The following is a 14,453-nucleotide window of genomic DNA, read 5'->3' as shown; positions in this document are numbered from 1 at the left end:
GCTTGGGCGATGTGCCGGTATCTCGCCTCACACGGTAGTTCTGGCACGCCAGCGTGGCAGCACAAACCGCGTGAACCGGCGCATTCCTGCGGCCTTGATGCGCTCTTACTCCAGTTCCCCGATCCATCAATCTCCGCGCCGTCATCCGGCGGCAAGCTGTCTGCCGCCCCGGGAGAGCGAGCTAGCGCGCAGGCCCATCCACTGCAAGTCCGCCAGCAACACCACCACCACCGCCTGCACCAGCACCCAGGCGACGCCCAAGGCGCTCAAATTCAGGGCTCCGCTCAACAGCAAGGCACCACAGCCCACGGCCCACAGCAGATTGCCCAGCACCACGAGACCAATCGCCCGCCGCGGTGCGGATGCACGGCTCGCCATCCACGCCGCAGCCGCTGCGTAGGCCAGCAAGAACCAGCCCGTACCCACCAACAGGGCGTTGGGCAGGCCCGTCCAGCGGGCCAGGGCATCGCCAGGCAGCAGCTGCAGAGCGCCGGTGGCGGCACAAGACGCAGCATCGAGCCACATCACGCGGGATAGAAATTGAGGTGATGCAAAAATCGACATGAAAGACTCCTTGTGGGTAAATCTGTGCAGGCCTTCCTGCGCAGCGGGTCCCATGGTCCTGCTGCGCCTCCATGGAGTCGATAACGTGCAAGGTTATGGTCTTGGCGCGCACTGCGCTTTAGGCTTGCCTGTCGAATGCGCCTCGGGCCGGTTCAACACCAGAGGCCTGCGGCAACCCCGTTTTTCTGGAGCCGCTCATGCAGACTGCCGCACTACCTCCCTCCCCCGTTCGCCCTTTGGTGCGCACTTGCGCCATTGGCGGCAGCACCGCCACCTGAGCCAACAAGGTCTGGCGCTGGAAGCAGACATTTCCACCCGACATCTGAGTTATGTGGAAACCGGTCGGGCCTTGCCCAGCCGCGATATGGTGCTGCGGTTGGCCGAGCGGCTGAGCGTGCCGCTGCGCGAGCGCAACGCCCTGCTGATTGCCGCCGGCTATGCGCCTATGTACGCTGCGCGCACGCTGGACCACCCCGACCTGGCGGCGGCGCGAAAGGCGGTGGAGCGCATCTTGAAGGGGCACGAACCCTTTCCCGCGCTGGCCATTGATCGCCACTGGAACATGGTGACGCACAACGCAGCCGTGGCGCCGCTGCTCGCTGGCGTGGCGCCGCATTTGCTGGAAGCACCCGTCAACGTGCTGCGCCTGAGCTTGCACCCGGAGGGACTTGCGCCGCGCATCACCAATCTGGCGCAATGGCGCGACCACCTGTTGGCGCGTCTGGCCCAGCAGATTGCTGCCACGGGCGACGACGCCTTGCGCGCACTACGGGACGAGTTGGCAGCGTACTCCGCACCGGCAGCAGCGGCAGCGCATGCGCCGGTGGACGACGAACTGGCGGGCGTGGTGGTTCCCCTGCATTTGCAAACGCCGCGCGGTGTGCTGCGCCTGATCAGCACCACCACCATCTTCGGCACCCCTGTGGACGTCACTTTGCAGGAACTGGCCATGGAGGCCTTCTTGCCCGCCGACGCTGCGACGGCCCATCTGCTGGCTGCGTTCGCACAAGCGTAAACGCCATTCAGAAAAATATGGTGAAAATGGCCTCTAGCGCTTATTCCATATGGAAAGCTTGCTATTAAAAATAGAAAACCCGCAGACGCCTTCGCGCTGCGGGTTCGAAGAGCAGGCGTACGGGCGTGGGCCCGGCCAGCGTGCAGTGTTTAGGCGTTCACGCCGTCAGCCACTTGCTGGTACTCAGCAATCTGGTCGAAATTAAGGTACTGATAGATCTTGTCGCCGTTCTGGTTGACAACGCCCACGTCGGCCAGATACTCCTCCTTGCTGGGGATGCGGCCCAGCTTGGAGCAGATGGCCGAGAGCTCGGCCGAGCCCAGGTAGACGTTGGTGTTCTTGCCCAAACGGTTGGGGAAGTTGCGTGTGCTGGTGGACATCACCGTCGCACCCTCTTTTACCTGCGCCTGGTTGCCCATGCAAAGCGAGCAGCCGGGCATTTCCATGCGGGCACCGGCGGCGCCGAAGACGCCGTAGTGACCCTCTTCGGTGAGCTGCTTCGCGTCCATCTTGGTGGGCGGTGCCATCCACAGCTTGACGGGCATGTCCTTCTTGCCTTCGAGCAGCTTGGAGGCGGCGCGGAAGTGCCCAATGTTGGTCATGCACGAGCCGATGAACACTTCGTCAATCTTCGCGCCGGCCACGTCGGACAGCGTCTTGGCATCGTCCGGATCGTTGGGGCAGCAAACGATAGGCTCGGTGATTTCGGCCAGATCGATTTCGATGACGGCGGCGTACTCAGCATCCGCATCGGGTGCCAGCAACTGCGGGTTCGCGAGCCAGGCTTCCATCGCCTGGATGCGGCGGCGAATGGTGCGCGCGTCTTCGTAGCCTTCTGCAATCATGTTCTTGAGCAGCACGATGTTCGAGTGGATGTACTCGATGATCGGCTCCTTGTTCAGGCGCACCGTGCAGCCAGCGGCTGAACGCTCGGCCGAGGCGTCGGACAACTCGAAGGCCTGCTCGGCCTTCAGGTTGGGCAGGCCTTCGATTTCGAGAATGCGGCCAGAGAAGATGTTCTTCTTGCCCTTTTTCTCGACCGTAAGCAGTCCGGCCTTGATGGCGTACAGCGGAATCGCGTGCACGAGGTCGCGCAGCGTCACGCCCGGCTGCATCTGGCCCTTGAAGCGCACCAGCACCGATTCCGGCATGTCGAGCGGCATGACGCCGGTGGCGGCGGCGAAGGCCACCAGGCCGGAGCCTGCGGGGAAGCTGATACCCACGGGGAAGCGCGTGTGGCTGTCGCCACCAGTGCCTACGGTGTCGGGCAGCAGCATGCGGTTGAGCCAACTGTGGATGATGCCGTCGCCTGGCTTGAGCGAAATACCGCCTCGGTTGCTGATGAACTCCGGCAGCTCGTGATGCATTTTCACGTCCACGGGCTTGGGGTAGGCAGCGGTGTGGCAGAACGACTGCATCACCAGGTCAGCCGAGAAGCCCAGGCAGGCCAGGTCTTTCAGCTCGTCGCGCGTCATCGGGCCGGTGGTGTCCTGCGAGCCCACCGAGGTCATGCGGGGTTCGCAGTAGGTGCCGGGCAGCACGCCCTGGCCTTCGGGCAGGCCGCAAGCGCGGCCGACCATTTTCTGTGCCAGCGTGAAGCCCTTGCCGGTAGCGGCAGGCACTTGCGGCAGGCGGAACAGCGTGGACGGCGGCAGGCCCAGCGCTTCGCGCGCCTTGGTGGTCAGGCCGCGGCCGATGATGAGGGGAATGCGGCCGCCGGCGCGCACTTCGTCAAACAGCACGTCGCTCTTGAGTTCGAACTCGGCAATGACCTTGCCGTCCTTCAGTGCCTTGCCTTCGTAGGGGCGCAGCTCGATGGTGTCGCCCATGTTCATCTGGCTGACGTCAAGCTCGATCGGCAGAGCACCCGCGTCTTCCATGGTGTTGTAGAAGATGGGGGCGATCTTGGAGCCCAGGCAGACCCCGCCAAAGCGCTTGTTGGGCACGAAGGGAATGTCTTCGCCAGTGAACCACAGCACGCTGTTGGTGGCCGACTTGCGGCTCGAACCGGTGCCGACCACATCGCCGACATAGGCCACCAGGTTGCCCTTGGCGCGCAGGTCTTCAATGAATTTCACCGGGCCGCGTTTGCCGTCTTCTTCTGGCGTGATGCCGTCACGCTTGTTCTTGAGCATGGCCAGCGCATGCAGCGGGATGTCGGGGCGGCTCCAGGCGTCGGGCGCGGGGGAGAGGTCGTCGGTGTTGGTTTCGCCTGTGACCTTGAGCACCGTGAGGGTGATGCTCTTGGGCACTTCGGGGCGGCTGGTGAACCATTCGGCATCGGCCCAGCTTTGCACCACGGCCTTGGCAAAAGCGTTGCCCTTGTCGGCCTTTTCCTTCACGTCGTGGAACTGGTCGAACATGAGCAGCGTCTTTTTCAGCGCTTCTGCGGCTACGGGGGCCACGGCCGCGTCGTCCAGCAGATCAATCAGCGGCGTGAGGTTGTAGCCACCCAGCATGGTGCCCAGCAATTCGGTGGCCTTCTCGCGGCCAATCAGGCTGCATTTTTCGGTGCCGTGCGCGACGGCGGCCAGGTAGCTGGCCTTGACCTTGGCGGCATCGTCCACGCCCGCAGGCACGCGGTGGGTGATAAGTTCCAGCAGTGTGGCCTCTTCGCCAACAGGCGGATTTTTCAGCAGCTCGACCAAGGCAGCGGTCTGCTTGGCGGTCAGGGGCAGGGGCGGAATGCCCAACGTGGCGCGTTCGGCCACATGGTCTCGGTAAGCTTGCAACATCGACTTCTTTCTAGGTTCAACTCAATTCGTGGGAACGGGCGCAATTACTTTGCCGGTTCGTCCAGCAGGCTGCGCGCTGGCGCCTTTTTTAGCCCTTCGGCGGCAATGACCTGGGCGGGACTTTTGCATTCATCTGCCAGGCGTTGGCCGCGCTTTTGATCCATCAGCATGGACTTGTTGGCGATTTGCAGCCAGACAGCGCCGCCGTCGCGGTCCTCAAGGCGAATCGCACCGGTGGTCGTGGCCACGGGCGACATGCGATAGCGAAAATCCTTGCCATCGAGCTGGAAATAGCCCGGCGCCTTCGGATCGGCAACCACATTCACATGGGCGCCGAGCTCGCAGGGGATTTCCCCGACGTAGACGCGCTCGGCAATTGCCAACTCATCTGGCCCCAGCGCAGCCTCGGCTGCACGCACACCGCTGGCCACCTGGCTCGCCGCGCTCTTGAGCCGCGTGCGGCTCGAGGTGGCACTGCTGTCAGCGGCCGGTTTGGCCTTGGCGGCGGGCTTCGCCTTCGGCTTTGCGCTGCTGGACTTGGCGTCCGCCTTTTTTTGCGCGACCTTGGGGGCTTCGGTCTTGGCCTGCGCACTCTGCGCAAAGACCATCACCGGAACCAGGGCCAACCAACCGGATACAAGCAAGGCTTTCATCGAATGACTCCTGCAAAGAACGTATGAATCAATGGGCAATGGCGCCAGCATCCTCGAACCAATGTCGAACGCTGTCGGGAATGGCCCTGCCCGTGCGCTGCGCACGAACCAGAAGCTGCCAGAAATAGCGGTAGCTTGCACGATCATGCAGCACACCATGAAAGTTGATCGGCGCCCAATCGGCTTGTGCGGCGGCCAGGAGAACCTTTGCGGCCGCATCGATGTCGTCGGCTGCGGGTGCAAACGCCTCCAAAATGGGGCGGATCTGCGCAGGATGAATACTCCACATGCGCGTAAATCCGAACCGACTGGCCGCCAGTCCAGCGGCACTGCGCAGGGCGCCAAGATCGGAAAATTCGGTGACAACGCAATGCGAAGGCACCTTGCCGTAGGCATGACAGGCCGATGCGATCTCCAACTTGGCGCGCACCACCAACGGATGCTCGAACTGGCCCGGCGATCCCATTGCAGTGGCGGGGATCGCGCCTGCGTGGGCCGAAACGAAATCCATCAATCCAAAACTGAGGCTTTGCACACGCGGGTGCGCAGCGATCTCAAACGCCTGTTGCACTGCAGCGGGAGATTCGATCAGCACATGCAAGGGCAAGGCGTGGGCGCCTGCTCGCTCCAGGGCGCGCTCGGCAGCAAGCACGTCGTCCACCGATTCGCACTTGGGAAGCATCAGATGGCACAGTCGGTGCCCTGCCTCGCCGGCAATGGTGGCCACGTCACCGGCAAAGGCCGCATGGTCCACCGGATGCACCCGCGCCGCCACGCGGGCTTCGGCCACAGCACTCTGCGCCAGCCTCGCCACCAGCGCCGCGTGCTCCGCCTCGCTGCCTACGGCGGCACCGTCTTCGCAGTCCAGCGTCACATCAAAAACGCAGACGCCGAACTCGGCACTCATTGCGGCCTGCAGCTGCAGACTCTTTTGCATCCGCTCGGGCGTGCCACTGTAGTGGTCGCACACCGGAATGGCCGTTGCAGCGGCCTGCGGGCCCTGCAGAACGTCGCGCGGATGCTGCACTTGCGCTTGCCGCTTACAGAAGGTGAGCGACGCCAGCCTGCTCGTCGGTCAGTTCTTTGAGCGTCTTGTCGATACGTTCCTGGCTGAACGCGTCAATGTCCAGACCTTCTACGACCTTGTACTCGCCGTTTTCGCAAGTGACCGGGAAGCCGAACATCACGTCCTTGGGAATGCCGTACTGGCCATCCGAAGGAATGCCCATGGTGACCCACTTGCCGTTGGTACCCAGCGCCCAGTCGCGCATGTGGTCGATGGCCGCATTGGCCGCCGACGCAGCGGATGACAGGCCCCGCGCTTCAATGATGGCCGCGCCGCGCTTGCCGACCGTGGGCAAGAAAGTGTTGGCGTTCCATTCCTGATCGTTGATCATCTTGGCAACGCTCTCGCCGTTGATGGTGGCAAAACGGTAGTCGGCGTACATGGTGGGCGAGTGGTTGCCCCACACAGTGAGCTTTTCAATATCTGCCACGGGCTTGCCGGTCTTGGCAGCGAGCTGGCTGGCGGCGCGGTTGTGGTCCAGACGCAGCATGGCGGTGAAGTTCTTGCGCGGCAGGTCCGGAGCGCTCTTCATGGCGATATAGGCGTTGGTGTTGGCGGGGTTGCCCACCACCAGCACCTTGACGTTGCGGCTGGCCACCGCGTTGAGTGCCTTGCCTTGCTGGGTGAAGATGGCGCCGTTGACCGCAAGCAGCTCGGCACGCTCCATGCCGGGACCACGCGGACGCGAGCCCACCAGCAAGGCATAGTCGGCGTCCTTGAACGCGGTCATCGGGTCGCTGTGCGCGGTCATCTCGACCAGCAGCGGGAACGCGCAGTCGTCCAGTTCCATCATCACGCCCTTGAGCGCTTTTTGCGGGCCTTCGACCGGAACTTCAAGCAATTGAAGAATCACCGGCTGGTCTTTGCCCAGCATTTCGCCCGAAGCGATGCGAAACAGAAGGGCGTAACCGATTTGGCCTGCGGCGCCGGTAACGGCAACGCGAACGGGCGTTTTGCTCATGGTGAACTCCGATGGATAAAGAAACAGAAAACGAGCGCAGTGGCTGCCACCTGCTTTCTGTCCCCCGCAGCGTGCGCCCCGCAAACAGCCTGTGATTTTACTGCGGTTTTCCGCACTGCGTCAATTTGTCTTATGTCTTATATAAGATATGATCTCATCGCTCGGTACACACTGGCAGGCTTGCGCAGAGCACTCCGTTCAAGCGATGCCGCTCGCTGTATCGCAGGCCTTTTTTATGTCGTCCATCCCACCGACCGTCCCTGAACTGGCCCCGCCGCTCGCTGCGGGCGGCCTGCCAGCACCGGCATTCAGTCCGCTGTACCAGCAGATCAAAGGTCTGTTGTTGCAAAGCCTGGAGTCAGGCGAATGGAAACCGGGCGAGTCCATCCCCAGCGAAATGGATCTGGCGGCACGCTTTCGCGTCAGCCAGGGCACGGTGCGCAAGGCGATTGACGAGCTGGCGAGCGAAAATCTGCTTGTGCGCCGCCAAGGCAAAGGCACTTTTGTGGCCACGCACGCAGAGCAGCACGTGCAATACCGCTTTCTGAAGCTGATGCCCGACCGCGGCGATGCCGATACGGAGGGCCCAGCCGAGCGCCGCATCATCGACTGCCGGAGCAGCCGCGCCAGCGCAGAAGTCGCTCGCGCCTTGGGGCTGCGCAGTGGCGAATCGGTGATCCAGGCGCGCCGGGTACTGGCGTTTCGCGGAGTACCGACCATTCTTGAAGATTTGTGGCTGCCTGGCGTCACGTTCAAAGGCCTGACGGCCCAGCAAATGAGCGACTATCCGGGCCCGACCTACGCCATGCTGGAACTGGAGTTCGGCGTTCGCATGGTGCGGGCGGATGAAAAAATTCGCGCCGTGCTGCCCGATGCCGAGCAGTCCACTCTGCTGCAAGTGACACCAGCCACCCCTTTGCTCAGCGTGGTCCGTACCTCCTACACCTACAACGATGTTCCCATGGAGTTACGCCGTGGCTTGTACCGCACCGACACCCACCACTACCGCAACGAATTGAGCTGAACACCGCCCCGCCACTGGCCGGAGAATCTCCAATCAACGTCCGTTTCACTTGCATCAAACGCAGTCATGTTGCATTGCAATAGAATTTTGCGTTCCGTTGCAGCGAAAATTACAACGCAGTTACATCCCACGAAAGCACTCTCATGACCGAAACAGCGAAGAAGCGACCCGAGTTTCGCAACATCAACGCCTTCAAGGACCTCACCACCTATCGCATGACGGCGGCGGCGTGGACCTCGATCCTGCATCGCGCCAGCGGCGCAGTGATGTTCCTTTTGTTGCCTTTGGTGATCTGGTTCTTCGACACATCGGTGTCTTCCGAGGTGTCGTTCGAGCGATTCACCAGCGCGTTTTCCTCAGGCCTGGGAATCGTTCCTGGTTGGCTGCTCAAGCTCGTCAGCCTGGGGCTGATCTGGGGCTATCTGCACCACATGTTTGCCGGAATCCGGCATCTGATCATGGACATTGACCACCACGCGGTCAACAACCAGTTCGGCAAGACCTCGGGGCTGACGGCCATCGGGTTGGCCATTGTGCTGACGCTGCTCTTGGGCGCGCGGCTTTTTGGTCTGTACTGAAACCGGATTTGCAGGGCGTCGGCACTACATAAAACGAGGAAACACCCATGATCGACTACGGAAACAAGCGCACCATTGTCGGTGCCCACTATGGCATGCGCGACTGGCTGAGCCAGCGCGTCACTGCGGTGCTGATGGTGCTGTTCACCATTGCCTTGATTGCCCAGGTGCTGCTCAAGCCCGGCCCCCTTGGCTACGACCTCTGGGCGGGTATTTTTGCTGCGCAGTGGATGAAATTCCTGACCTTCGTGGTCATTTTTGCGCTGGCATACCACGCCTGGGTAGGTATGCGCAACATCTGGATGGATTACATCAAGCCCGCAGGCCTGCGCCTCGTGCTTGAGGTTTTCACCATCGTCTGGTTGCTGGGCTGCGTGGGCTGGGGCATCCAGGTCCTGTGGCGTCTGTGAGCGCGGGCTCCGTTTTTGCGATTAAGGGCTAAATTTCATGAGCTATACCAACGCCAACATCACCAAGCGCAAGTTCGACGTCGTCATCATCGGGGCCGGCGGCTCCGGCATGCGCGCGGCGCTTGAACTCTCGCGCGCAGGCCTTAACGTGGCCTCACTGTCCAAGGTGTTTCCCACGCGCTCGCACACCGTGGCAGCCCAGGGGGGCGTGTCGGCCTCGCTGGGCAACATGAGCGAAGACAACTGGCACTACCACTTCTACGACACCGTGAAAGGCGGCGACTGGCTCAGCGACCAGGACGCCGTGGAATTCATGTGCCGCGAAGCACCCAACGTCGTGTATGAGCTGGAACACTTCGGCATGCCGTTCGACCGCAACGCGGACGGCACGATCTACCAACGCCCCTTCGGCGGGCACACCGCCAATTACGGCGAGAAACCCGTGCAACGCGCCTGCGCTGCGGCCGACCGCACGGGGCATGCCATGTTGCACACCCTGTACCAGCAGAACGTCAAGGCCAAGACGAATTTCTTCGTCGAATGGATGGCACTGGATTTGATCCGCGATGCCGACGGCGACGTGGTCGGCGTCACAGCGTTAGAGATGGAAACGGGTGACTTGTACATCCTGGAAGCCAAAACCGTGCTCATGGCCACGGGCGGTGCCGGCCGCATCTTTGCCGCATCCACCAACGCTTTCATCAACACCGGCGACGGCCTGGGCATGGCGGCACGCGCCGGCATCCCTCTGCAGGACATGGAGTTCTGGCAGTACCACCCCACCGGCGTCGCCGGCGCCGGCGTGCTGCTCACCGAAGGCTGCCGCGGCGAAGGTGCCATCTTGCTCAACAGCAACGGCGAGCGCTTCATGGAGCGCTACGCGCCCACGCTGAAAGACCTGGCCCCGCGCGATTTCGTTTCCCGCTCCATGGACCAGGAAATCAAGGAAGGGCGCGGCTGCGGTCCCAACAAGGATTACGTGCTGCTCAAGCTCGATCATCTGGGGTCCGAGACCATCCACAAGCGCCTGCCCTCGGTGTACGAAATTGGCATCAACTTTGCCAACGTGGACATCACCAAGGAACCCATCCCCGTGGTGCCCACGATCCATTACCAGATGGGTGGGGTTCCCACCAATATTCACGGCCAAGTGGTCACGCACGACGGCACTTCCAGCCACATAGTAAATGGCCTGTACGCAGTGGGCGAATGCTCCTGCGTGAGTGTGCACGGCGCCAACCGGCTGGGCACCAACTCGCTGCTGGACCTCCTGGTGTTCGGCAAAGCCGCTGGCCGCCACATCGTTGAATTCAACGCCCGCAACGCAGAGCACAAACCACTGCCGAAGGACGCCGCCGACCGCACGCTCGAACGCCTGAATCAGCTGCAGAACTCCACCGGCGGTATTTATTCGCAAACCTTGGCAGGCGACATTCGCTCCACCATGCAACAGTACGCGGGGGTGTTCCGTACCCAGGCCAGCATGGACGAAGGCGTACTCAAGGTGGCGGCTCTGCGCGAGCGTGTTGGCAGCGTTGAACTCAAAGACAAATCCATGGTGTTCAACACGGCGCGCATTGAGGCGCTGGAGGTCGACAACATGATTGAAGTGGCGCAGGCCACCATGGTTTCGGCCGCAGCGCGCAAAGAGTGCCGCGGCGCGCACATGGTGGACGACTACGAGCATCCGGCCGATCACCCCACAGCGCCGTTGGGCCGCGACGATGTGAACTGGCTCAAACATACGCTGTGGCACAGCGCGAGCAATTCACTTACGTACAAGCCCGTCACCCTCAAGCCCCTGACGGTCGAGAGCATTCCGCCCAAAGTCCGGACCTTCTAAAAGTCGGCCGCCCCACGAGAGAAGCACCATGCAAAAACGCACTTTTCAGATTTATCGCTACGACCCGGACAAGGACACCAAGCCCTACATGCAGACCATCGAGGTCGAGCTCGACGGCCATGAGCGCATGTTGCTGGACGCCCTGATCAAACTGAAGGAGCAAGACCCAGCGCTGTCGTTCCGCCGCTCCTGCCGCGAAGGCGTGTGTGGCTCCGATGCCATGAACATCAACGGCAAGAATGGTCTGGCTTGCCTGACCAACATGAACACGCTGCAAGGCACGATCGTGCTCAAGCCGCTGCCGGGTCTGCCGGTGGTCCGCGACCTGATCGTGGACATGACACAGTTCTTCAAGCAGTACCACTCTATCAAACCCTATTTGATCAACGACGACATTCCTCCAGAGAAGGAGTTTCTGCAGTCGCCCGAGCAGCGCGAAGAGCTCGACGGACTGTATGAATGCATCCTGTGCGCATGCTGCTCCACCGCCTGCCCCAGTTTCTGGTGGAACCCGGACAAGTTCGTCGGTCCCGCTGGCTTGCTGCAGGCCTATCGTTTCCTCGCCGACAGCCGCGATCAGGCTTCGGGTGAGCGGCTCGATAACCTCGAAGACCCGTACCGTCTGTTCCGCTGCCACTCCATCATGAACTGCGTCGATGTGTGCCCCAAGGGTCTGAACCCAACGCGCGCTATCGGCAAGATCAAGGAACTGATGGTGCGTCGCGCCCTCTGATGCCCGGTATGCAAGCGTTCCCCGCCAGCCACCCATCGCCCGTGCTCGACGCGCGGGCCCTCAGCAAGCTGCACTGGCGCTGCCGACGTGGTCTGCTGGAAAACGACCTGTTCATCGAACAATTCTTTTTGCGGCACGAAGGCGAACTGACCGTCTTTCACGCGGAAGGCATGGGCGCCCTGATGGATTTGGCGGACAACGATTTGCTGGACCTGCTGCTGCGCCGCAAAGAGCCCAGTGGGGCACTGGATTTGCCCGCCGTGCATACGGTGCTGGGCATGCTGCGAGACAGCGGCGCCATACCTGCCCACGGGGTCTGATCCCTACGAAAACCCTGACCGATCAAAGCAATCTCTCCAAAGGAATCAAATAATGAAGCTCGCTGACAACAAAGCCACCCTGTCCTTCAGCAATGGTGGCCCCAGCGTGGATTTGCCCGTATACCAAGGCACCGTCGGTCCGGACGTCGTGGACATCCGCAAGCTCTACGCGCAGACGGGGATGTTCACCTACGACCCAGGGTTTCTGTCTACAGCAGCCTGCCAGTCGGCCATTACCTACATCGATGGCGACAAGGGCGAACTTTTGTACCGCGGCTACCCTATTGAGCAACTCGCGACGCAGTGCGACTACCTCGACACCTGCTACCTGCTGCTCAATGGCGAACTGCCCGATGCTGCTCAGCGCGGCGACTTCCACAAACTCGTTCTGCACCACACCATGGTGGCCGAGCAGATGCAGTTTTTCCTGCGCGGTTTTCGGCGCGATGCGCATCCCATGGCCATCCTGACTGGCCTGGTGGGCGCGCTTTCGGCCTTCTATCACGACAGCACCGATATCAACAATCCACGCCACCGCGAGATTGCCGCCATCCGCATGATTGCCAAGCTGCCGACGCTGGTAGCCATGGCCTACAAGTACGGCGTCGGCCAGCCATACATGTACCCTCGCAACGAACTGTCGTACGCCGGCAACTTCCTGCGCATGATGTTCGGCACACCCTGCGAAGACTATGTGGTCAACCCGGTGCTCGAGCGCGCGCTCGACCGCATCTTCATCCTGCACGCCGACCACGAGCAGAACGCCTCCACTTCCACGGTGCGTCTGTGCGGCTCGTCGGGCACCAACCCGTTCGCGGCCATTGCCGCTGGCGTGGCCTGCCTGTGGGGCCCGGCACACGGTGGCGCCAACGAAGCCTGCCTGAACATGCTGGAAGACATCCAGGCGCAAGGCGGCATCTCCAAGGTCGGCGAGTACATGGAGAAGGTCAAGGACAAGAACTCCGGCGTCAAGCTGATGGGTTTTGGCCACCGCGTCTACAAAAACTACGACCCGCGTGCCAAGCTGATGCAGGAGACCTGCAACGAAGTTCTGGCCGAACTGGGCCTGGAAAACGATCCGCTGTTCAAGCTGGCCAAGGAAGTCGAGCGCATCGCCCTGGAAGACGACTACTTCGTTTCGCGCAAGCTCTACCCCAACGTCGACTTCTACTCGGGCATCGTGCAGCGCGCCATCGGTATTCCGGTGAACCTGTTCACCGGCGTGTTCGCGCTCGCACGCACCGTGGGCTGGATTGCCCAGCTCAATGAAATGATCAGCGACCCGGAGTACAAGATTGGCCGCCCGCGCCAGCTCTACACGGGCTCGGTGCGCCGCGATATTGGCGCCGCCAAATAAGCAAACACACCCCCGCAGTGCCCCAGAAAAGCCCGCCGCGCCCCGGCGGGCTTTTTCAATGGGGCTCTCAAATGGGCTTTCAATGGGCTGTGCCAGCCCCTTTGCCACCAAAGCGCTCGCGGTAAGCCTGCGGCGCAATACCCAGCCTTCGCACGAACAGCTGACGCAGCGCCTGCTCGGACCCTAGCCCCACGCGCGCAGCAACCGTCTTGAGCGGCAGGCCCAGTTCGGACTCCAGCAACTGCTTGGCGGCCTCAAGCCGGGCCGACTCGACAAATGCCGAGGGGCTCTGACCGGTCTCTTGCTGAAAAACGCGGCGAAAGTGCCGCTCGCTCATTGCGGCCTGCGCCGCCATCTGCGCCAGGTTGAGCCGCTCATCCAGGTGCGCCAGCACCCATTGCTGCACCGCCCTCACGCCGCCGTGCGCGGTACTCTGCGTGGCCAGCGGCACGCTGAACTGCGACTGTCCGCCCGGCCGCTTGAGGTACACCACCAGGTCGCGGGCAACTTCAAGCGCCAGAGCATGGCCAAAATCCTCTTCCACCACGGCCAGCGCCAAATCAATGCCAGCCGTGACACCGGCCGAAGTCCAAAGATGGCCGTCGCGCACATAGATCGCATCGGCATCCACCGCGACGCGCGGATGGCGCTGTTGCAGTGCTGCGGCCACGCTCCAATGCGTGGCCGCCCTTCGGCCGTCAAGCAGACCAGCGGCGGCAAAGACGAAGCTGCCCGAGCACAGCGCAATCATGCGCGGCACCTTGGGCGCTACGCGCGCTGCCCAATTCACCAGTTCGAGGGAAGACGCCAGTACCTGCTCGATGTTGCGCGCCCCCACCAGCACCACCGTGCAGCCGGCGTCGCCGGCTTCAAGCTCTGCCAAGGTGTGGGTCGCGTCGAGCGCCATGAGGGTATCGGATGGCACGGCGCCGCGGCGGGCTGCGACCACGCGCACGGTGTAGCCGTCGGGGCGTCCATGCTGGCGCAAATGCACGTTGGCGTAGTCGAACACCGACATCGGCCCGACAGCCTCAAGCGCCTTGAAGCCTGGATAAACGACGAGGTCGACGCGGTGCAGGCCGGGATGGTGGTGGTCCATGGCGTTGGGCTTGTGGAAGGTAAGGTGGAGAGAAGCGCCGGCGATCAGGCTGCGGCCTTCGGCTGCGTGCTGCACGTGGCCGAGCCCCATTGTCC

At 62.3% G+C, this 14,453-nt stretch carries 14 protein-coding genes; 8 read left to right on the top strand and 6 right to left on the bottom strand.

Annotated features, from left to right (window positions below; all coding sequences use genetic code 11):
* Window positions 1–141: 141 nt before the first annotated feature.
* Window positions 142–564: a hypothetical protein gene (locus C6571_RS12610; protein WP_106448229.1), complete on the bottom strand. Its 423-nt coding sequence runs from the start codon at window positions 562–564 to the stop codon at window positions 142–144.
* Window positions 565–811: 247 nt separating this feature from the next.
* Here C6571_RS12610 and C6571_RS12605 point away from each other — a divergent pair, with 247 nt between their 5' ends.
* Entirely contained in the window at window positions 812–1,579 is a 768-nt protein-coding gene (locus C6571_RS12605; protein ID WP_476749585.1) for a helix-turn-helix domain-containing protein, read from the top strand.
* A 149-nt stretch (window positions 1,580–1,728) separates the two neighbouring features.
* On the opposite strand, the gene acnB is transcribed toward C6571_RS12605, so the two are convergent.
* Genes acnB through C6571_RS12585 form a run of 4 tightly spaced genes read right to left on the bottom strand, consistent with a single transcriptional unit; the run spans window position 1,729 to window position 6,994 of the window.
* Window positions 1,729–4,314, bottom strand: a complete 2,586-nt coding sequence (gene acnB / locus C6571_RS12600) for a bifunctional aconitate hydratase 2/2-methylisocitrate dehydratase (protein ID WP_106446987.1) — start codon at window positions 4,312–4,314, stop codon at window positions 1,729–1,731.
* Window positions 4,315–4,358: 44 nt separating this feature from the next.
* Complete coding sequence (locus C6571_RS12595) at window positions 4,359–4,967, bottom strand: hypothetical protein (RefSeq protein ID WP_106446986.1); 609 nt, start codon at window positions 4,965–4,967, stop codon at window positions 4,359–4,361.
* A gap of 28 nt (window positions 4,968–4,995) precedes the next feature.
* Window positions 4,996–5,994, bottom strand: a complete 999-nt coding sequence (locus C6571_RS12590; RefSeq protein ID WP_245901271.1) for an HpcH/HpaI aldolase/citrate lyase family protein — start codon at window positions 5,992–5,994, stop codon at window positions 4,996–4,998.
* A 13-nt stretch (window positions 5,995–6,007) separates the two neighbouring features.
* Window positions 6,008–6,994 (bottom strand): malate dehydrogenase, encoded by a 987-nt coding sequence (locus tag C6571_RS12585; protein ID WP_106446985.1) that lies wholly within the window; start codon window positions 6,992–6,994, stop codon window positions 6,008–6,010.
* Between the two features lie 235 nt (window positions 6,995–7,229).
* Between C6571_RS12585 and C6571_RS12580 the strand changes: the two genes are divergently transcribed.
* The 7 genes from C6571_RS12580 (at window position 7,230) to gltA (ending at window position 13,259) form a co-directional block, all read left to right on the top strand.
* Window positions 7,230–8,018, top strand: a complete 789-nt coding sequence (locus tag C6571_RS12580) for a GntR family transcriptional regulator (protein ID WP_106448227.1) — start codon at window positions 7,230–7,232, stop codon at window positions 8,016–8,018.
* Between the two features lie 143 nt (window positions 8,019–8,161).
* Window positions 8,162–8,596: a succinate dehydrogenase, cytochrome b556 subunit gene (gene sdhC, locus C6571_RS12575; RefSeq protein ID WP_106446984.1), complete on the top strand. Its 435-nt coding sequence runs from the start codon at window positions 8,162–8,164 to the stop codon at window positions 8,594–8,596.
* 47 nt (window positions 8,597–8,643) lie between these two features.
* Entirely contained in the window at window positions 8,644–9,006 is a 363-nt protein-coding gene (gene sdhD / locus C6571_RS12570) for a succinate dehydrogenase, hydrophobic membrane anchor protein (RefSeq protein WP_106446983.1), read from the top strand.
* Between the two features lie 37 nt (window positions 9,007–9,043).
* Window positions 9,044–10,849, top strand: a complete 1,806-nt coding sequence (gene sdhA / locus C6571_RS12565; RefSeq protein ID WP_106446982.1) for a succinate dehydrogenase flavoprotein subunit — start codon at window positions 9,044–9,046, stop codon at window positions 10,847–10,849.
* A 28-nt stretch (window positions 10,850–10,877) separates the two neighbouring features.
* Entirely contained in the window at window positions 10,878–11,582 is a 705-nt protein-coding gene (locus C6571_RS12560; RefSeq protein ID WP_106446981.1) for a succinate dehydrogenase iron-sulfur subunit, read from the top strand.
* Window positions 11,582–11,902, top strand: coding sequence for an FAD assembly factor SdhE (locus C6571_RS12555; RefSeq protein WP_420542628.1), 321 nt, complete (start codon window positions 11,582–11,584; stop codon window positions 11,900–11,902). Before C6571_RS12560 ends, C6571_RS12555 begins: the two co-directional genes overlap by 1 nt.
* 52 nt (window positions 11,903–11,954) lie before the next feature.
* Window positions 11,955–13,259, top strand: coding sequence for a citrate synthase (gene gltA / locus C6571_RS12550; protein ID WP_106446980.1), 1,305 nt, complete (start codon window positions 11,955–11,957; stop codon window positions 13,257–13,259).
* A 79-nt stretch (window positions 13,260–13,338) separates the two neighbouring features.
* On the opposite strand, the gene C6571_RS12545 is transcribed toward gltA, so the two are convergent.
* Window positions 13,339–14,358: a GlxA family transcriptional regulator gene (locus C6571_RS12545; protein WP_106448225.1), complete on the bottom strand. Its 1,020-nt coding sequence runs from the start codon at window positions 14,356–14,358 to the stop codon at window positions 13,339–13,341.
* Between the last annotated feature and the right edge of the window lie 95 nt (window positions 14,359–14,453).

It is taken from the genome of Simplicispira suum (assembly GCF_003008595.1).
Classification (GTDB): domain Bacteria; phylum Pseudomonadota; class Gammaproteobacteria; order Burkholderiales; family Burkholderiaceae_C; genus Simplicispira; species Simplicispira suum.
This window is presented reverse-complemented; position numbering and strand designations above follow the sequence as displayed.